The following is a 17,419-nucleotide window of genomic DNA, read 5'->3' as shown; positions in this document are numbered from 1 at the left end:
TTCTGCCCCATCAAGCGGATGCCGACAGGCATCCGTTTGCCAGCCATCTGGGTGGCTTTTGTTATTAAATTACAATACTACACCAAAGCAGGGTGGCATAGACAGCCGGGGGTCACCCCCCGACGATTCAGGAAGAGTGCGGTGTATCGAAGCGGGATTCGCGCAGTCCCTCTTTCACTTTTTTCAGGTTTTCGCGAAACTTCATCCCCCGGCGCAGGGTGAAACCGGTCGCCAGCACATCCACCAGCGCCAGCTGGGCGATACGGGAAGCCATCGGCATATAGACATCTGTGTCTTCCGGCACATCCATGGAGAGCACCAGGTTGCACTCGCGGGCCAGCGGCGAATCCTTGGCGGTCATGCCGATGACGGTGGCATCGTTTTCGCGGGCCAGCGCGGCAATCTCGACCAGCGCCTTGGTGCGGCCGGTGTGGGAGATGAGCACCACCACATCCCCCTCTGAGCTGTTGATGCAGCTCATGCGCATCATGACGATGTCATCAAAGCTCACTACCGGGATGTTGAAGCGGAAGAATTTGTTCTGGGCATCGCGGGCGACGGCCGAAGAGGCGCCAAGGCCGAAGAAGCTGATCTTCTTGGATTGGGTCAGGATATCGACGCAGCGATTGATGGCTGAGATATCCAGGCTGTTTTTGGCCGCATCCAGGCAGGCCATGGTGGATTCGAAGATCTTGGCGGTATAGGTATCGGGGCCGTCTTCCGCCTCTACGTGACGGTTCACATAGGGTGTACCATTGGCCAGGCTCTGGGCCAGGTGCAGTTTGAAATCGGGAAAACCCTTGGTATCGAGACGACGACAAAAACGGTTGACGGTCGGTTCACTGACGTCGGCCATTTTGGCCAGGGCGGCGATGCTGGAGTGAATGGCAGTTTGGGGAGACGCCAGGATCACCTCGGCGACCTTGCGTTCTGATTTACTGAAACTTTCCAAGTTGTTTGTAATTTTATCAAGGGTATTCATCATCACCACCAGGCATTTTTTGTAATTTAGCTTCAGTGTCTTTGCACTCAACTTACGGCTAAGCAGGTTTCCAATCAACCTGATGACTATACAAGACAAGTGGTTATCGCAACTAACACCTGCCATACAAAGTATGACTCATCTCTAATTATTTCGTACTTTTCGTTACAAAACGTCACCTTGCCCTGAAAGCGCTTACAAATGTTGCAAAGCAACAACACTGTGAGCAGGCGCACGTTTGTGCCGTTCCGGTGGGTGAGCGGGGCCGAGCTCGGATAGAATGGTTCGTCACAATCCAACAATAATCTCGGGACGCCAACGGTCGTCCGAAGCCTGTAACGAAGGAGTTGTTATGCAGCATACCCATGCGCTGGTCGGCGATGTCGGCGGTACCAATGCGCGTCTGGCCCTGTGTGAGCTGGCCACCGGCACTATCTCCCAGGCAAAAACCTATTCAGGTCTTGCCCACCCCTCTCTCGAAGCCGTCGTACGCCTCTATCTGGATGAGCACGTAGCAAAAGTCAGCGAGGCTTGCATCGCCATCGCCTGCCCCATCAATGGTGACTGGGTCGCGATGACCAACCACAGCTGGGAATTCTCTATCAAGGAGATGCAGGCCAATCTCGGTCTTGAGCGCCTGCTGGTGATCAACGACTTTACCGCCGTCTCCATGGCCGTTCCCGTGCTGCCGGAAGAAGATCGCATCCAGCTGGGCGGAGGGGCCCCCGTGGCAGGCAAGCCCATCGCCATCTATGGGGCTGGCACCGGCCTTGGCGTGGCCCATCTGGTCAAGGCGGGTGAGCAGTGGCTGAGCCTGCCGGGTGAAGGGGGGCATGTGGATTTTGCCGCCAACAGCGAAGAGGAAGACGCCGTTTTGCAGGTGATGCGTGGCGAGCTGGGCCATGTCTCGGCCGAGCGTTTCCTCTCTGGCCCGGGGCTGGTCAATCTCTATCGCGGCCTGGTGAAATCCGATGGTCGCGAACCCGAAGCACTGGCGCCGAAAGACATTACCGAGCGCGCCCTGGCCAACTCATGCCTGGACTGTCGCCGCACCTTGAGCCTGTTCTGCGTGCTGATGGGCCGTTTTGCCGGCAACCTGGCGCTCAACATGGGCACCTTTGGCGACGTCTATATTGCGGGCGGCATAGTGCCGCGCTTCCAGGAGTTCTTTACCGGCTCGGGTTTTCGGGTGGCGTTTGAAGACAAGGGGCGTTTCAAATCCTACCTCAAGGATATCCCGGTATTTCTGATCACCCATGAGGGTCCGGGACTACTCGGCGCGGGAGCCTATTTGCGCCAGTCGATGGGACTCAAGATATGAGCAAAGCCTGCCACCGCAAGGATCATGCCATGGTTCAGCCTCGATTCAGTGACCATGACATAAAGTGACGTCACGTAATCAAGAGGGCTGGACTTCACATGGAGTGGAAACCTCTCTCATCCACTGGTTACGTTTGTCACCTGACAAGCCTGAACTGTTTCAACCGGCCTTTTGGCCGGTTTTTTTTATGTCCGGCTTACTGGGCCAGCGATTTGAGCTGGGATTTGTCGGGGGGATTGTTCCAGTCGATGGGCCCGTGGGTAAACCGGTACTGCAACCTTGGCAGGCTGAGTTCCAGCCACTCCTCCCTGAAATAGGCATAGCCCTGCTCCCAGTCAGGATCATTGGCCCAGCCGGTTTGCAGGAAATAAAGCCGGGTACCCTGCCCTTCGGGCACGAAACGCAGGCTGACCTGGGTTTTTTGCTGGCGGATATGAGACAGAAAAGGTGGGAAATTCCAGCTGAAGCTGAGCAGGTCATAGGGCATGACCGCCATCACCCTGCACCCTTCGCTGCCTCGCTCTCCCAGTGGGGCATCTGGCCTGAAATAGATCTCGAAAGGACCATTCGGTTCCGCCACCATCAGGCACTCGGGAGCAAGAAAACTGCGCAGACCGCTCTCGGTTGTCCAGGCATGCCAGACATCGTCGATGTGAGCAGGAACAAAAATGTTGCCTTCTATCTGTTTATTTTCCATAAATCAGCGATCCTCAAGCCATCCATACAGGGGACTCCGGCAGTATAGCCTCAGGGCAAAGACAATGGACAGCGCTTAATCACACCCTTCTTATCTGCCTCGTGCTGCAAAGTATTGCCAGCGCTCAACCACCTCAACAGGGAGATCATCATGATCCGACTCATGGCACCAGAAGACAGGCACCATCTTGCCAACCTGTTTCTCAAGAGCCGTCGGGACACCTTTCACTGGGTCGATCCAGCCTGCTTCAGAGCAGACGATTTTGCAACCCAGACCCAGGGAGAAACCATCTGGGTAGCAGAGCGAGGGGGATATCTGTGTGGCTTCATTGCCATCTGGCAACCCGATGACTTTGTGCATCACCTCTATGTCAGCGCAGACTGGCACGGCCAGGGGATAGGGCGAGCCCTGCTCGAACAGGGCCTGGCCAGTGCGCGGCGCCAACCCAGTCTCAAGGTGGCGACCCGCAATACTGCAGCCGTGGCGTTTTACCATCGCCTGGGGTGGCAGACGACCGAAGAGACCGGACACTGCGAGATAACCGGCCCCTGGTGCAAACTGGTCGCCCCCTGGTCAGGCAACTCCCGGCAAGCCTGACTACCCGACGCCTTCTTGCCTCTCATCTTTTATGGCGCTCCTGATTATTCCCCGGAGCACATCAATAAAGAAGGCCACCCAAGGGTGGCCTTCAATGCGAACAATCAAGTTGCCACTCAATCCTTGGCGGACTCCATGGCACCCTCTTCGGAGTGCTGGGGCAGGATCAGGTTGAGCAGGATGGCGGCAACGGACGCCAGGCCCACGCCAGCCAGGGCGAAGTCACCGATCTTCATCTCCAGCGCGCCGACACCCACGGTCAGGGTCACGGCCACGATGGCGATGTTGCGCGACAACCCCAGGTCCACCTTGGACTCCACCAGGGTCTTGAGACCGATGGCGGCGATGGATCCGAACAGCAGCAGCATGATACCGCCCATCACCGGCATGGGGATGGAGGTGAGCAGGGCGTTGAACTTGCCGAAGAAGGCCAGAATGATGGCGAACACGGCGGCCCAGGTCATGGTGACCGGGTTGAAGTTGCGGGTGATCATCACGGCGCCGGTCACTTCCGCGTAGGTGGTGACGGGAGGACCACCGATAAGGCCGGCGAAGCAGACCCCGATACCGTCACCGGCCAGGGTGCGGTGCAGACCCGGATTCTTGGTGTAATCCTTGCCAGTCACCCCGCCGATGGCCAGCACGCCACCGATATGTTCGATGCAGGGGGCGATGGCCACCGGCAGCATGAACAGCGCAGCAGCCCAGTTGATCTCGGGAGTTTCGAAGTGGGGCAACGCCAGCCAGGGGGCATTGGCCATGCCATCGAAGCTCACCTGGCCCATCAGCACGGCAGAGACATAGCCGGCAATCACACCGCACAGGATGGGGATCAGCTTGATCCAGCCCTTGCAGAACACGGCAGCAATCAGGGTCACCGCCAGCGAGATGCCCGCCAGGGTCAGCGCCGTGGTGGCAGGCACTACCTGTTCACCACCGGCACGGCCCATCGCCATGTTGCAAGCAACCTGGGCGACGGAGAGGCCAATCACCATGATCACCGGGCCAATCACCACCGGCGGCAACAATTTGTGCACAAACCCCATGCCGCGAGCCCGGATGATGGCAGCCAGGATGAAATACATGAAACCGGCGGCAAACAGGCCGAACATGGTGGATGGCAGACCCCAGGTCTGGGTGGCATAGATGATGGGAGCGATAAAGGCGAAACTGGAACCGAGGAAGATCGGAACCTGACGGCGGGTGCAGAGCTGGAACAGCAGGGTTCCCACACCGGCGCCAAGCAGGGCCATGGCGGGGTTAAGTCCGGTGAGCAGGGGCACCAGAACCATGGCACCGAAGGCGACAAACAGGATTTGCAGCCCGGCGACGCTTTGCTTGACTAAGGAAAACATGGATGTCCTTAATTTTTTGATAACTGACAGGGATATTTGACACTTTTCAGTTATCACAAGACTTTTTCAAGGCACTGAACGAGCCGGCTGGCGTCATTTGTTACCTCTTACTGCTTGGGGAGGGCATGAAACTGGCTTTTTAGGCGGGATTCGTTGCTACAAGCATCGAGGAAGCGATTTTACGCACTTTTATGGCCGGCGCCAATCGTTTTTCCATGCTGTTTTGTTTGTCAATGGCTCCCCTACCCCTCCATCAGCCCGCCCTATACTTGATGACGTGAACCCAGCCGGACAAGGAGTCCCCCATGTCACTGCCCGCTTTCAAACCCAGCCAGCGCAGACTGCTGGTGGGTTCGGCCATCGCCCTGGCCCTGTTTGCCACCCCGTACAGCTATGACTTCAGCCACCATCAGTGGCAGGTGAATCAGGCCTATGCCAAGTCCTGTTTCGTGGCCGGCACCCGCATCCTGATGGCCGATGGGGAGGAGCGTCCCATTGAAACCCTGCAGGCCGGTGAACGGGTGCGGGATCAATATGGCCGCAGCAACCGCATCCTGGCGGTCGAGCGGGTACTGCTGGGGGAGCGCCGGCTCTACGGGCTCAACCAGTTGGCCCCCTTCTTCACCGCCGAGCACCCCTTCCTGACCACCCGCGGCTGGGCTGCCATCGCGCCGGCCATGACCCGCACCGAAAACCCGACCCTCGCCGTGCTGCCGCTCTTTACCGGCATGCACCTGCTGGGCTGGTCGGAAACCGGCAGTGCAGGCAACCTGGCGCTGGCCCCGCAGCCCGCCCTACTGCTGGTGGAGTCCCTCTGCTGGATTGACGCCCCGCCCACCACGGCACTGTTCAACCTGATCCTCGATGGCAGCCACAGCTATATCGCCAATGAGTTGATCGTTCACAACAAGGATGGCGATGGTAATAGCGGTGGGGGTGGCAGCGGAGGTGGTGGTGGAAACAGCAGCAGTGGTAGTGGCGGCAGTGACAGCGACAGCGACAGCGACAGCGACAGCGACAGCGGCAGTGACAGCGACAGCGGCGGAAACAGCAACAGCGGCGGCAGTAGCCATGGCGGCGATGACCATGGTCAGGGTGAACACGCCGGTGGCGAACAACATGCAGGAGGAGATCGCTATGCCGGTGGCGACCAACATGCCGGAGGGGATCGTCACGCCGGCGGTGAGCGTCATGGCGGTGGTCGTGGCCTCGGCAACGGCCTGGATGACAGCGGTCTCGACGATAACGGCGTGGACGCCGTCGATGCCAACGGCAACGAGATCCGGGGTGACGGCACGATCGACGACCACGGGGTAGACACCGTCGATGCTGACGGCAACAAGCTGCGGGGGGATGGTACGGTAGACGATCGCGACCAGACCCTGACCGATGCGCAGGAGCAAGCGCTGATCCAACAGGGCTTTAGCACCAAGGAGCAGCCATGAGCCGTTATCTGCTGATCTGCCTCTCCTTGTGGCTGTTCGGCTGTACCGCCCAGCAGTCGGCCCCGCTCTACCACCAGATGGACAAGCAGGACGTGGTGCTGGCCAACCAGGCGCTGGGTGAGGCTCTGCAAACCCGCCCCAAGGGCCAGAGTCTCACCTGGTTCAACCCCACCAACCGCCACTCGGGCAGCGTCACGCCGCTGCGCACCTTTCGCCATCCCAATGGCCTCTGGTGCCGCGACTACCGCGAGCAACTCTACATAGGCCAAGCCAGCCAGCAGTGGCAGGACACCGCTTGTCGCAGCAAGGCAGGGCGCTGGCTGCCACTGCGCAGCTGACCGCGCCGGTGACAGCCTGGGTATCAAAACAAAGGGGGTGGCCATGGCCACCCCCTTTCATTTCAAGCTTGCCCGGATCACACCCGGCGATAGGGCAGGTAGACCGGCTCCCACATGTGGCTCAGGATATGCTGCTGCAGATCCTGACCGATCAGCGGATGGCCGGGATCCTTGCGCACTATGTCTTTCAGCACGGCGGTCGCCACGTGCACCGAGATGCTGCGCAGCTCGCGAATGCGCGGATAAACCGCCCCTTGCGCCAGATCTACCTCGCTCACACATTCGGCCAGCGCAAAGGCGGCTGTGGTGAAGATGTCGGGGCTTATCTCGCGGATCTGGCTGACGATAGCCGCCAGCCCCACTCCCGGGAAGATGAAGACGTTGTTGCCCTGCCCCACCCGGTAATCCTGCCCCTCGTAGTGCACATCCTTGAACGGGCTGCCGGTGGCGACGATGGCCTTGCCCTTGCTCCAGCGATAGATGTCCTCCGGCAGCGCCTCGCAGTTGGCGGTCGGATTGGAGAGCGGGAACACCATTGGGCGTTCGCAATGGGTCAGCATCAGCTGGATATGCTGCTCCTTGAAGGCACCACCGGCGCCGCTGGTGCCCAGCAACACAGTGATGGGCACATGGCGCAGCACATCAGTCAGGTTGGCCTTGCCGGGGACTTCGGTGTCCCAGCCCGACAGCAACAGGCCCGGCTTGGCATAGCGGCGCTTGTACTCGTCAAGCCCCTCGCGGTTGTCACACACCAGCCCCTGGGTATCCAGGATATAGATGCGATCCCGCGCCGCCTGGGGATCCATGCCCTCGCGGATGAGGCCGGCGCAGATCTGATCCGCCACCCCGACCCCGCCGGCACCGGCGCCATAGACCAGATAGTTCTGCTGACCCAGGCTTTCGCCCTTGGCCTTGACCGCCCCTATGATACCCGCCAGCACCACGGCCCCCGTGCCCTGGATATCGTCATTGAAGGAAGGCAGCGACTGCTGATAACGGGAAAGATTGTTGAAGGCGTTGGACTTGCTGAAGTCTTCCCATTGCAGTACGGCATTGGGGAAGTGGCGCTTGACCCCGGCTACGAACTTGTCGATGAAGTCGTCATACTCCTTGCCGCGAATGCGCTTGTGGGGCTGACCCAGATACATGGGGTCATCAAGCAGCGCCTGGTTGTCGGTGCCCACATCCAGCGCGATGGGCAGGCAGCAGGCGGGATGGATCCCGGCGCCCAGGGTGTAGAGGGAGAGCTTGCCGATGGGAATGCCCATGCCGCCCACCCCCTGATCGCCGATCCCCAGGATCCCCTGGCTGTCGGTCACTACGATAATGCGCACGGATTTGGCATCGAGATGGCGGGCCAGGGAGCCCATGTCCTCGACGTTTTTCGGGGTGATGTAGAGGCCGCGCGGCTTCTGGAAGCGGTGGCTGAACTCCTGGCACGCCTTGCCCACGGTCGGGGTATAGATGTAGGGGGTCATCTCCTCCACATGGCGCGACAGCAGGGCATAGAAAAGGGTCTCGTTGCGATCCTGCAATGCCCGCAGGTTCTGGTATTTCTCGATATCGTTGCAGGCGCTCAGAAAGCCCTGATAGACCCGCTCCAGCTGGGCTTCAAACGTTTGTACCTGGGGTGGCAGCAAGCCGTCGAGCTCGAAGTCGGCCCGCTCCTGTTCGGTAAAGGCGGTGCCCTTGTTGAGATTGCGATCGTTGAGCAGATCGGTGCCTGTCAGTGCAACGGGGCGAAAATCTTGTCCCTGTGCATCTTTCCACAGCAGATATTGTCCGGTAGCCATAGTCATTCTCGTTGATTTACATGAAGTTGCCGTTCGGCAGGAGAGCGAGACACATAATGAAATCAATCATATGACGTTTATCAATTCGATTTTGTGAGCTTGGGCATACCCCTGCCCTCCTGCCAGGGGTCAGGGCGAGAAAGTTGTGCCGAACTATCCAACCAGCAGACCGACATGGCCTTGTTCCCCGGATGGAGAGCAAAAGAAGGGGCGCCGCAGCGCCCCTGTTTAAACAACGTCTGTTTAACTGGATTTGCCCTCTTTGGGCTCATCCAGCTTGTGTTTGACCTCTTCATACCAGAGATCGTGGTGCTCCCTGGCCCAGGTCTCGTCCACCTCGCCAGTCACCATCCCCTCCAGCGCCCCTTCCAGCTGGAACAGGCCCATATAGATATGGAAGATGAAGCCGCAGATGAGGATCAGGGCCCCGACGATGTGGATGAAGCTGGCCCACTCCATCTGGCGGCGCAGTTGGCCGAAGATGGGGAAGTCCAGAAACAGCCCGGTCGCCACGACTATGCCGCCAAACCAGATCAGCAGCCAGAAGATCGCCTTCTCGCCGCCGTTGGAGAAGCCCGCCGAGGGGTGACTCCCCTTGTGCTTGCCCAGCATGCCGCCAAATTTCAGGAACCACTGCACATCCACCATATTGACGATGTTGTGGCGGAACCACTTGATGAGCACCCCGAGCAGGCAGAGGAAGAAGAGCGGGCCCACGTAGTTGTGGAACACCTTGGCGAACCAGATCCAGTTCTCCCACACCCCCATGCTCACCACCGGCTTGATGAAGTACTTGCCGTAGATGATCGCCAGCCCCGACCCCGAGAGAGTCAGGAACATGGCAGCCGTGGTCCAGTGCAGGGCCCTGTCCATCCTGCTCCAGCGTTTGAGCTTGCGCCCGGTTCTGGGCTTGGAGAGCTTGGTCGGCCCCACCACCCAGTACATCAGGCCGCACATGGCGAGCGACCCGAAAATGGCGATGGCACCCAGCGGCGATACCCACTTGGTCTTTACCTCGAACCAGAGCTGACCCGGCACCGAGATGAGTACCCCGTGCTCCGGCGAGCGGGAGGTGGTGGTTCCCTCCTGCCCGTCCTTCACCGCGCGCCAGTAGTCGGCGCCGGCAAAGCCGATCGTCTCCTTCTGGGCATCGGCGAAGCCAGGCGCGCTGAACAGCAGCAAGGCTGTCAGCAGCGCTGTCAGCCAGTGTCTCATTGGCCGCCCTCCTGCTTGCCAAGCTTGAGCCCCTTGCCTCTGCCATCGCGGGGTTTGCTGGCGTCGTGGAACAGATCCTGCTCATCCCCGCCCCAGGCCGCGTGAGGTGCGCCGCGATAGGCGACCCGCTCGCGGAAGATGTCGGAGATGACCTGGGCGTCACCGGCCAGCAGCGCCTTGGTGGAGCAGAGCTCGGCACACATGGGCAGCTTGCCCTCTGCGATGCGGTTGGCACCGTACTTCTGGCGCTCCGCCTCGCTGTGATCCTCCTCCGGGCCACCGGCGCAGAAGGTGCACTTGTCCATCTTGCCGCGATCGCCAAAGGCGGCAGTCTTCGGGAACTGGGGCGCCCCGAACGGACAGGCGAACAGGCAATAGCCGCAGCCGATACAGAGATCCTTGTTGTGCAGCACTATGCCGTCGTCGGTGTGGTAGAAGCAGTCCGCCGGACAGACCGCCATGCAGGGGGCGTCGGTGCAGTGCATGCAGGCCACCGAGATGGAGGTTTCCCCCGGCAGGCCATCGTTGAGAGTCACTACCCGGCGACGCTGGATGCCCCACTCGAGGGCATCGTCGTTCTCGTTCTTGCACGCCGTCACACAGCCGTTGCACTCGATGCAGCGCTTGGTGTCACACATGAATTTCATTCTGGCCATGGGATCAGGCTCCTACTTTACGAAAACGGCACAGGGTGACCTTGGTCTCCTGCATCTGGGTAACCGGGTCATAACCATAGGTGGTGACTATGTTGACCGACTCGCCCAGTACGTAAGGGTCTGACCCTTCCGGATACTTGGATCTCAGATCCTTGCCCTCGAAGTGACCGCCGAAGTGGAACGGCATAAAGGCAAGGCCAGGCTTCACCCGCGGCGTGATCAGGGCTTTCACCTTGACGCGGCCACCTTCCGGCCCCTCGACCCAGACATCCTGACCGTCGCGCACGCCGACATCGTTGGCATCCGCCGGGTTCATCTCGACGAACATCTCCTGCTGCAGCTCCGCCAGCCAGGGGTTGGAGCGGGTCTCGTCACCGCCCCCCTCGTATTCGACCAGACGGCCGGAGGTGAGGATGATGGGGAACTCCTTGCTGACATCTTTTTCCTGCACCGAGGCGTACTGGGTCGGCAGGCGCCACAGGCTCTTGGCATCGGGCCAGGTGGCGTAGTCGGCCAGCAGATCCCGGCGCGGGGTGTAGAGCGGCTCGCGGTGCTTGGGCACCTGATCCGGGAAGGTCCACACCACGCAGCGCGCCTTGGCGTTGCCGTAGGGCACGAAGCCGTGCTTGATGGCGACGCGCTGGATACCGCCAGAAAGGTCGGTCTTCCAGTTCTTGCCCTCGGCTTCTTTTTTCTCGGCCTCGGTCAGCTCATCCCACCAGCCGAGCTGCTTCATCAGATCGGCGGTGATCTCGGGATAACCGTCCTCCACCTCGCTACCCTTGGGCCAGGAGTCTTCTGCAAGCAAGGAGACACCCTGATATTCGAGACCGAAACGGGCACGGAAACCGCCGCCCCCTTCTGACACAGGGATGCTGGTGTCATAGAGGATGTGGCTGCCCGGATGCTTCATCTCCGGGGTACCCCAGCAAGGCCAGGGCAGACCGTAGATCTCACCATTCACCGGGCCACCTTCGGCCTTGAGGCTGGTCTTGTGGAAGGTGTGCCAGTTCTGCTGGTGCTCTTTGAGGCGCTCCGGGCTCTGGCCGGTGTAACCGACAGTCCACATGCCACGGTTGTACTCGCGGGTGATGTCTTCGAGCAGCGGCTGGTTGTTCTCCACCTTGATGTGCTTGAACAGCTCATCGGCAAAGCCCAGCTTCTTGCTCAACAGATACATGATCTCGTGGTCGACCTTGGACTCGAACAGGGGCTCGATCACCTTGTCGCGCCACTGCATGGAACGGTTGGTGGCGGTGACGGAACCATAGGTCTCGAACTGGGTGGTGGCCGGCAGCAGGTAGACGCCGTCGGTGCGATCGTTCATCACCGCCGCCACAGTCGGGTACGGGTCGACGATCACCATCATGTCGAGCTTTTGCATCGCCTTCTTCATCTCGGGACCGCGGGTCTGGGAGTTGACCGCATGGCCCCAGTAGAACATGGCGCGAATGTTGGTGCCCTGCTCGATAAGGTCGGCGTTCTCCAGCACCCCATCCACCCAGCGGGAGACCGGAATGCCGTTGTTGTTCATCGGCAGCTTGCCGTTGTAGGCCTTGTTGTCAAAACGGGATTTGAGCCACTCGAAGTCCACATCCCACACCCGGGCCCAGTGCTTCCAGGCCCCCTCTTCCAGGCCGTAGTAGCCCGGCAGGGAGTCGGAGGTGACGCCAAAGTCGGTGGCGCCCTGCACGTTGTCGTGGCCGCGGAAAATGTTGGTACCGGCACCGCTCTTGCCCACGTTGCCAAGGGCCAGCTCGAGGATGCAGTAGGCGCGGGTGTTGTTGTTGCCTGTGGTGTGCTGGGTACCCCCCATGCACCAGACCACGCAGCCCGGACGGTTGTCGGAGAGCAGCTTGGCGGCGCCATAGACCTCTTTTTCACTGAGGCCTGTCACCCGCTCCACTTCCGCCGGGGTCCAGCGCGCTACCTCTTTTTGCACCTCGTCCATGCCAAAGACACGGGTGCGGATGAACTCCTTGTCTTCCCAGCCGTTCTTGAAGATGTGCCACAACATGCCCCAGATAAAGGCCACGTCGGTACCCGGGCGCAGGGAGAGGTACATGTCAGCCTTGGCGGCAGTGCGGGTGCGGCGCGGATCCACCACCAGGATCTTGCAGCCGTTACGCTCTTTCGCCAGCAGGATGTGCTGCATGGCGACCGGGTGGGCCTCCGCCGGGTTGGAACCGATAAACATGATCGACTTGCTGTTGTGCATGTCGTTCAGGCTGTTGGTCATGGCGCCGTAGCCCCAGGTGTTGGCCACACCGGCCACCGTGGTGGAGTGGCAGATGCGCGCCTGGTGATCCACGTTGTTGGTGCCCCACAAGGAAGCCATCTTGCGAAACAGGTAGGCTTGCTCGTTGGAGTGCTTGGCGGAGCCGAGCCAGAAGATGCTGTCGGGGCCGGACTCCTGGCGAAGACGCAGCACCTCGTTGCCCACCTCTTCGATGGCCTGATCCCAGCTGATGCGCTGCCACTTGCCGCCCACCAGCTTCATCGGGTACTTGAGGCGACGCTCACCGTGGCCATGCTCGCGCAGGGCTGCCCCCTTGGCGCAGTGGCCACCGAGGTTGAAGGGGTGATCGAAAGCTGGCTCCTGACCGGTCCAGACCCCATTTTGCACCTCGGCGTAAACGCCGCAGCCCACCGAGCAGTGGGAGCAGATGGTGCGTTTCACCTCGACCGGTACGTCGGCGGCCACGGTTTTGGCCTCGGCTCGCTGCATCATGGCCGGTGCCAGCCAGCCGGCGGCCACGGCACCACCGGCCACCAGGCCGGAGTTGACCATAAAGGCGCGGCGAGTCAGCCCCTGACCACGGGAGGTGGCGGCACTGGATTGGTCGGCGGAAGTTGCCGGCTCGGCACGTTTCGTCAGTTTCATAAAATCTCCTTCACTGAGCCGGCTCAGTCGGTGCCGCGCAGGGTGCGATAAAAGTCGTGAACATGGGGGGTCTCCCGATAGCCCTTGTCCGGCTCGGTGTCGTGGGTGAGCACCTCTTTACCCACCACCCGGCCGGTGGCACCGGCCAATACCCCTATGGTGGCGACCACGCCGACACCCTTGATCAGGTTGCGTCGTGACGGATCTTGCAGCTTGTCATCGCTCATCTTGTTCTCTCCGACTCTTGTTTTTGTTATGGCCGGCCCGGGGGCCGACATTGCTACGAACGGTATCTGTCATATGGTTATGGGCGAGTTACCACCCGGGCGCCAAACGGCAGGCGCAATTCGTTTTCCAGCTTGAAGAAATCTTCGGCAAGTAGCCCCACCGCACGGTAGAAACAGCCTCCCTTGGCCTTTTGCTGATCGTGGCAGCACTTAATTACCCAGGGAGCGAGGTGGCGCTCATAGAAGCGGTTGCGCTCGGGGTGCTGTTCGCTGACCAGCACCGCCATCACCTCGCACAGGGCCGCCAGGTGATCTTCGGGCTCGCACACCCCGCTCTGGCGCTCGAAGCCCAGGGATTGCAGATCGGCGCGCAGCACCGCGAGCGGCAGCTCCATCAGGGAGCCGGTGAGATACCAGGAGGCGAAGGGGACGATTTCCCCCCGGCCGATACCGATAAAGAGATCCTGATACTCCTCGGCCAGAGATCCCTCGTCGTGGCTGCTGGCGGCGAGCTGCACCAGCCCGAGGCCCCGGGCAAAGGGACCGGGAACCGGCTCAAGGTCACGCAGCCACTGCAACTGCTCGCCCTTGGGGGCGGCGCGCCACAGGCTTGCCAGCAGGGCATAGAGCTCGGCGCTGTTGCTCTCGAGGGGGGTCATGGCATCTGTCATGGGCAGGGTGCTCTGGTTGTCATCTTGTTGCTGATACATTTGGCCCTCACAGTTTGAGCTGGGCGGCGGGATCCGCCGCCATGGCTTCAAACACATCCTTGACCCGGCAGTCCTCGCACATCAGCAGCCGCTTGGCGGCCTCGTTCTGGAAGTGGGAGTGACCGGCCAGTTTTTGCTGGATGCGGCGAATGAGGGAGGCAGGAGCAAACGGCTTGCCGCAGCGAATGCAGCAGGCCGGCTCTTCCGCCTTGAGGTGTTGCACGGCGCGGCGCGCCTCGGGCACAGGCTGCAGACGCGGCACAAGCGCGATGGCTTGCTCGGGGCACGCCTTCTCGCACATACCGCACTGGATACAGTCCTGCTCGATAAAGTTGAGGCCGGGCTCGTGACCCACCGCATGCAGGGCGCGAGTCGGACAGACCGCCACGCAGCCCATGCAGAGGGTGCAATCCGCCTCTTTCAGCGCCACTGCGCCATAAGGGGCGCCGTGGGGCACCGCCAGGGGCTCGCGACCCCCTTCGTGGGCCTGCCAGAGGGCGTCGAAGGCGGCAAACAGGGTCTCCCGCTTCTCCCCCTTGAGCGGCTTCTCCAGCAAGGAGCCGGCCACATTGGCCGTCCCCTGGTCGCTCGCCTGCACCACCGCCTGCAGGGAGTGGATGGCGATGCGATCCTCGCTCAATCCGGCACCGGCCAGCAGCACGGCGGCACTGGCCAGCTCCCGCTCCACCAGGGCGCGCACGCTGGCCGGGGTATCGTCACCGAGCGCAATGCGCACCGCGCTGGCGCCATAGGCCAGGGCCGCCACCCAGCTCTCAAGCCCGAGGCTCGCGACTTCCTCCACCCAGACCGGCAGCCAGTGGCTGGGCAGAGCGGCAAGGCTCGCCTCGACGTCGCTGCGCTCGCTCTCCCCTGCGATCAAGAGCACGGGATGCTCGCCGCCCGCCTCCCGATAGTGCTTGAGCAGGCGAAACAGATAGTCGCCGCTGGTATTGGCATCGGGCTGGTGATAGGCGATCGCCCCGGTCGGGCAGGCGGAGGCGCAGCTGCCAAAGCCCTGACAAAGATGTGGATCGATCTGGATCCGCCCATTGATGGGCTTGAGGGCATCGGTCGGGCAGACATCGAGACAACGGCTGCAACCGGGCACGCCACGGGCGGTGAAGGCACAGGCCTCCGGATCGAGGCGAAAATAGCGCGGCTTGTCGAACACCCCGGTGAGGGCGCACAGCTCGCCAAGCTGCTCCGCCAGACCCGCATCATCCGCCAGATACTGATAACCCACGGGCGGGCGCTCCAGGGCAAACAGCGGTGTCGCCCCCAGATCGGCCACCAGATCAAAGCTGGCGTGGCCACCGGCGGCCTGGGCCGGGAAGCAGAGCTCGGCCAAAGAGATACGCTCCCCCTGACCGTTAAGACCGGTCAACTGAAACTGGCCGAGATACCCCTTGAGCGCCGGCTCGCGCAGGGTCAGCGCCTCGAGGGAGGCGGTGGCGGCGAAGATGGCCTCGAGATCCGTCGCGGCGGCGTCATGGACCTGTTCGCTCACCAGCAAGGTCGGCACAGCCCCTTGCGGCAAGAGGCTGGCGGCGCGGCGGATGCGATCCTCCGGCCCTACCAGCAGCAAGCGGCCCTGACTCTGGTAGGAGACAGTGGCCGGGATCAGGTTGTCGGTCTTGACCGTGTGGCGCAAGGCATAGGCGCGCGCTCGCTCATTGCTCCCCGCAGCGCTGGCGGGGCTCAGGCTTGAGTTGTATTGTTCGATGCTCACATGCACTCCTGTGCGCACCACCTCATGGGATGGTGTGCTTGTTGGTCTCATGGGAGAGCAAGAGACGAGCCAACTCCCCCGGAAAAAAAGTGACTGACAGGGAGTCAGGATCCCAGAGGTTCCATTCCCGCCTTATCAGTAGAGACATTTTGTCCCACCTTGTTAGCCAAAATGTCCCGACCCTTGTCATGGTCTTGTGGCAACGCCGCTGCGGGTGAAGCTGCGTCATCCGCCTCTTCACCTGGCGTGGTTGGCGATGGTTCAGTCTGGTCGGCATCTTGCTCAGAGGCGGGGGCCACCAGCCAGTTGCGCAGCCCTGCGGTCAGGGCGGCAGGCAGCAGCTCGGGCTGGCTGAAATCCTGGGTGTAGTCATCGAGGCCATCGGGTTGATGGCTACGAAACATGGCGCGCAGCGCCTCTCTGTCCGGCAGGGCGGGCTTGCCCGATGCGGCGGTGGAAGGCGCGGCGGCGGGATTGGAACCGGCGCAAGGGGCACTCCCCTTGTCAGTGCTTACTTCAGCTGGAGGTGGCGTATTTTCTGATGTATTCGGCTCGACAAGGTCGGATTGGGGTGTGGATACGCCTTCCATATCGAGCGGCTGCGGCTGTTCGCTTGCGGCCTGCTGCGCCTCCCGTTTGCGGGCCGACCAGCGCTTGAAAAACTCACTCATGGGAGCGGCTTCCGACGTCGCTGCCATGCTCGCGGCCATCGGGGCCGGTGGCCTTGACGGCGCCGCAGTTGCCCTGAGGCGCGCCATCGACCCCCAGCTGATCCTGAGCTCGTCCCTTGCCCTTCTTGCCTTTGCGACGGGCCTCCAGCAGCTCGCCGTGGCGGCCGATAAAAGCCTCGGTCCAGGCCTGCAGCGCCTCCGGCAACGGGCAGGAGAGCACCTGGCGCTCGCCGTCCATATAGGCGGCGGCCACGGTCTGACTCAGTGTAAGGCCATCGGCGACAAAGTCATTATCGACACGGGTTCCAGTGACAAAGAGGCGCGGCGAGCCGGAGCTCAGGTTGAAGCGATAATCCCCCCGCTCGTCGCGAAACAGGGTGAGGGGCAAAGCACCGGCCGCCTCGGGCTCGGCGGGGTGGAGCGCCGCAATCTCGAAACGGCGGCTCTGCCAGCGGCCAACCTGGCTGTCGATAGCCTGCAGTTCGACCCGCAGCCAGCGCTGGTGGGACAAGGTATTGGTTGTGTCTTGCACGGTAACGACTCCCATCAGAAGGTCTCTGCCGGGCCGCCCTCCCCCCTTGTTTCGCCCTTGCTTGGGGCAATCACAGCGGTCAGTTCAGGGCGGCCACGGCCTTAATGGGAGAAAACATAGCAAGAGTGGGGCCAAGGCGGGTTTGGTGACCGATTGGGAAGTTTCGATGTACAGGTTAGGCATCGTGCGGGACGTAGGTTGGCGCAGAGCGCAGCGAAGCCCAACATGCAGCGTAAAACCAATCCGCCAGAGCCTGATCGAGGGGAT

16 protein-coding genes are annotated in these 17,419 nt (G+C 61.4%); 4 read left to right on the top strand and 12 right to left on the bottom strand.

What is annotated here, in order from left to right:
- Positions 1-127 precede the first annotated feature (127 nt).
- Positions 128-982, bottom strand: coding sequence for a MurR/RpiR family transcriptional regulator (locus BN1123_RS00320; RefSeq protein ID WP_167334817.1), 855 nt, complete (start codon positions 980-982; stop codon positions 128-130).
- Between the two features lie 352 nt (positions 983-1,334).
- Between BN1123_RS00320 and glk the strand changes: the two genes are divergently transcribed.
- Positions 1,335-2,303: a glucokinase gene (gene glk, locus BN1123_RS00315; RefSeq protein WP_042024816.1), complete on the top strand. Its 969-nt coding sequence runs from the start codon at positions 1,335-1,337 to the stop codon at positions 2,301-2,303.
- A gap of 196 nt (positions 2,304-2,499) precedes the next feature.
- Here the strand turns inward: glk and BN1123_RS00310 are convergent, their stop codons facing one another.
- Entirely contained in the window at positions 2,500-3,000 is a 501-nt protein-coding gene (locus BN1123_RS00310) for an SRPBCC family protein (RefSeq protein ID WP_042024815.1), read from the bottom strand.
- A gap of 150 nt (positions 3,001-3,150) precedes the next feature.
- Between BN1123_RS00310 and BN1123_RS00305 the strand changes: the two genes are divergently transcribed.
- On the top strand, positions 3,151-3,597 hold the full coding sequence (locus BN1123_RS00305; RefSeq protein WP_042024814.1) for a GNAT family N-acetyltransferase: 447 nt from the start codon (positions 3,151-3,153) through the stop codon (positions 3,595-3,597).
- A gap of 116 nt (positions 3,598-3,713) precedes the next feature.
- Here the strand turns inward: BN1123_RS00305 and BN1123_RS00300 are convergent, their stop codons facing one another.
- Complete coding sequence (locus BN1123_RS00300; protein ID WP_042024813.1) at positions 3,714-4,952, bottom strand: uracil-xanthine permease family protein; 1,239 nt, start codon at positions 4,950-4,952, stop codon at positions 3,714-3,716.
- A gap of 305 nt (positions 4,953-5,257) precedes the next feature.
- Between BN1123_RS00300 and BN1123_RS00295 the strand changes: the two genes are divergently transcribed.
- Both BN1123_RS00295 and BN1123_RS00290 read left to right on the top strand, forming a co-directional pair.
- Positions 5,258-6,397, top strand: a complete 1,140-nt coding sequence (locus BN1123_RS00295) for a hypothetical protein (protein ID WP_042024812.1) — start codon at positions 5,258-5,260, stop codon at positions 6,395-6,397.
- Complete coding sequence (locus BN1123_RS00290) at positions 6,394-6,735, top strand: RT0821/Lpp0805 family surface protein (protein WP_042024811.1); 342 nt, start codon at positions 6,394-6,396, stop codon at positions 6,733-6,735. Before BN1123_RS00295 ends, BN1123_RS00290 begins: the two co-directional genes overlap by 4 nt.
- Positions 6,736-6,812: 77 nt before the next feature.
- On the opposite strand, the gene BN1123_RS00285 is transcribed toward BN1123_RS00290, so the two are convergent.
- The 9 genes from BN1123_RS00285 to BN1123_RS00245 all read right to left on the bottom strand — a co-directional run bounded on the left by BN1123_RS00285 (position 6,813) and on the right by BN1123_RS00245 (position 17,167).
- Positions 6,813-8,528, bottom strand: coding sequence for an NAD-dependent malic enzyme (locus tag BN1123_RS00285; RefSeq protein ID WP_042024810.1), 1,716 nt, complete (start codon positions 8,526-8,528; stop codon positions 6,813-6,815).
- A gap of 243 nt (positions 8,529-8,771) precedes the next feature.
- Entirely contained in the window at positions 8,772-9,743 is a 972-nt protein-coding gene (locus BN1123_RS00280) for a formate dehydrogenase subunit gamma (RefSeq protein WP_026457830.1), read from the bottom strand.
- Positions 9,740-10,399: a formate dehydrogenase FDH3 subunit beta gene (fdh3B, locus tag BN1123_RS00275; RefSeq protein WP_026457829.1), complete on the bottom strand. Its 660-nt coding sequence runs from the start codon at positions 10,397-10,399 to the stop codon at positions 9,740-9,742. Before fdh3B ends, BN1123_RS00280 begins: the two co-directional genes overlap by 4 nt.
- Before the next feature lie 4 nt (positions 10,400-10,403).
- Complete coding sequence (locus BN1123_RS00270) at positions 10,404-13,283, bottom strand: formate dehydrogenase subunit alpha (protein ID WP_042024809.1); 2,880 nt, start codon at positions 13,281-13,283, stop codon at positions 10,404-10,406.
- Positions 13,284-13,306: 23 nt separating this feature from the next.
- The gene (locus tag BN1123_RS00265; protein ID WP_026457913.1) at positions 13,307-13,510 is read right to left on the bottom strand and encodes a transcriptional initiation protein Tat; all 204 of its coding nucleotides are present in this window, start codon (positions 13,508-13,510) and stop codon (positions 13,307-13,309) included.
- Positions 13,511-13,587: 77 nt separating this feature from the next.
- Positions 13,588-14,220, bottom strand: coding sequence for a TorD/DmsD family molecular chaperone (locus BN1123_RS00260; RefSeq protein WP_042024808.1), 633 nt, complete (start codon positions 14,218-14,220; stop codon positions 13,588-13,590).
- A 7-nt stretch (positions 14,221-14,227) separates the two neighbouring features.
- The gene (locus BN1123_RS00255) at positions 14,228-15,949 is read right to left on the bottom strand and encodes a 4Fe-4S binding protein (RefSeq protein WP_042024807.1); all 1,722 of its coding nucleotides are present in this window, start codon (positions 15,947-15,949) and stop codon (positions 14,228-14,230) included.
- Between the two features lie 104 nt (positions 15,950-16,053).
- Positions 16,054-16,620: a DUF3306 domain-containing protein gene (locus tag BN1123_RS00250; RefSeq protein ID WP_042024806.1), complete on the bottom strand. Its 567-nt coding sequence runs from the start codon at positions 16,618-16,620 to the stop codon at positions 16,054-16,056.
- Complete coding sequence (locus BN1123_RS00245) at positions 16,613-17,167, bottom strand: DUF3305 domain-containing protein (RefSeq protein WP_042024805.1); 555 nt, start codon at positions 17,165-17,167, stop codon at positions 16,613-16,615. Before BN1123_RS00245 ends, BN1123_RS00250 begins: the two co-directional genes overlap by 8 nt.
- Positions 17,168-17,419 lie beyond the last annotated feature (252 nt).

The organism is Aeromonas enteropelogenes, from assembly GCF_000819845.1.
In the GTDB taxonomy this organism is placed as follows: domain Bacteria; phylum Pseudomonadota; class Gammaproteobacteria; order Enterobacterales; family Aeromonadaceae; genus Aeromonas; species Aeromonas enteropelogenes.
Note: the sequence above shows the minus strand (reverse complement) of the source record. Positions and strands in the feature narration are given on the sequence as shown.

What these genes read in the sequence shown, in the direction of transcription:
- BN1123_RS00270 (WP_042024809.1), bottom strand. Translation starts at nt 13,283, where the DNA reads ATGAAACTGACGAAACGTGCCGAGCCGGCAACTTCCGCCGACCAATCC.
- BN1123_RS00260 (WP_042024808.1), bottom strand. Translation starts at nt 14,220, where the DNA reads ATGTATCAGCAACAAGATGACAACCAGAGCACCCTGCCCATGACAGAT.
- BN1123_RS00310 (WP_042024815.1), bottom strand. Translation starts at nt 3,000, where the DNA reads ATGGAAAATAAACAGATAGAAGGCAACATTTTTGTTCCTGCTCACATC.
- BN1123_RS00280 (WP_026457830.1), bottom strand. Translation starts at nt 9,743, where the DNA reads ATGAGACACTGGCTGACAGCGCTGCTGACAGCCTTGCTGCTGTTCAGC.
- BN1123_RS00285 (WP_042024810.1), bottom strand. Translation starts at nt 8,528, where the DNA reads ATGGCTACCGGACAATATCTGCTGTGGAAAGATGCACAGGGACAAGAT.
- BN1123_RS00250 (WP_042024806.1), bottom strand. Translation starts at nt 16,620, where the DNA reads ATGAGTGAGTTTTTCAAGCGCTGGTCGGCCCGCAAACGGGAGGCGCAG.
- BN1123_RS00300 (WP_042024813.1), bottom strand. Translation starts at nt 4,952, where the DNA reads ATGTTTTCCTTAGTCAAGCAAAGCGTCGCCGGGCTGCAAATCCTGTTT.
- BN1123_RS00295 (WP_042024812.1), top strand. Translation starts at nt 5,258, where the DNA reads ATGTCACTGCCCGCTTTCAAACCCAGCCAGCGCAGACTGCTGGTGGGT.
- BN1123_RS00245 (WP_042024805.1), bottom strand. Translation starts at nt 17,167, where the DNA reads ATGGGAGTCGTTACCGTGCAAGACACAACCAATACCTTGTCCCACCAG.
- BN1123_RS00320 (WP_167334817.1), bottom strand. Translation starts at nt 982, where the DNA reads ATGAATACCCTTGATAAAATTACAAACAACTTGGAAAGTTTCAGTAAA.
- BN1123_RS00265 (WP_026457913.1), bottom strand. Translation starts at nt 13,510, where the DNA reads ATGAGCGATGACAAGCTGCAAGATCCGTCACGACGCAACCTGATCAAG.
- fdh3B (WP_026457829.1), bottom strand. Translation starts at nt 10,399, where the DNA reads ATGGCCAGAATGAAATTCATGTGTGACACCAAGCGCTGCATCGAGTGC.
- BN1123_RS00305 (WP_042024814.1), top strand. Translation starts at nt 3,151, where the DNA reads ATGATCCGACTCATGGCACCAGAAGACAGGCACCATCTTGCCAACCTG.
- glk (WP_042024816.1), top strand. Translation starts at nt 1,335, where the DNA reads ATGCAGCATACCCATGCGCTGGTCGGCGATGTCGGCGGTACCAATGCG.
- BN1123_RS00290 (WP_042024811.1), top strand. Translation starts at nt 6,394, where the DNA reads ATGAGCCGTTATCTGCTGATCTGCCTCTCCTTGTGGCTGTTCGGCTGT.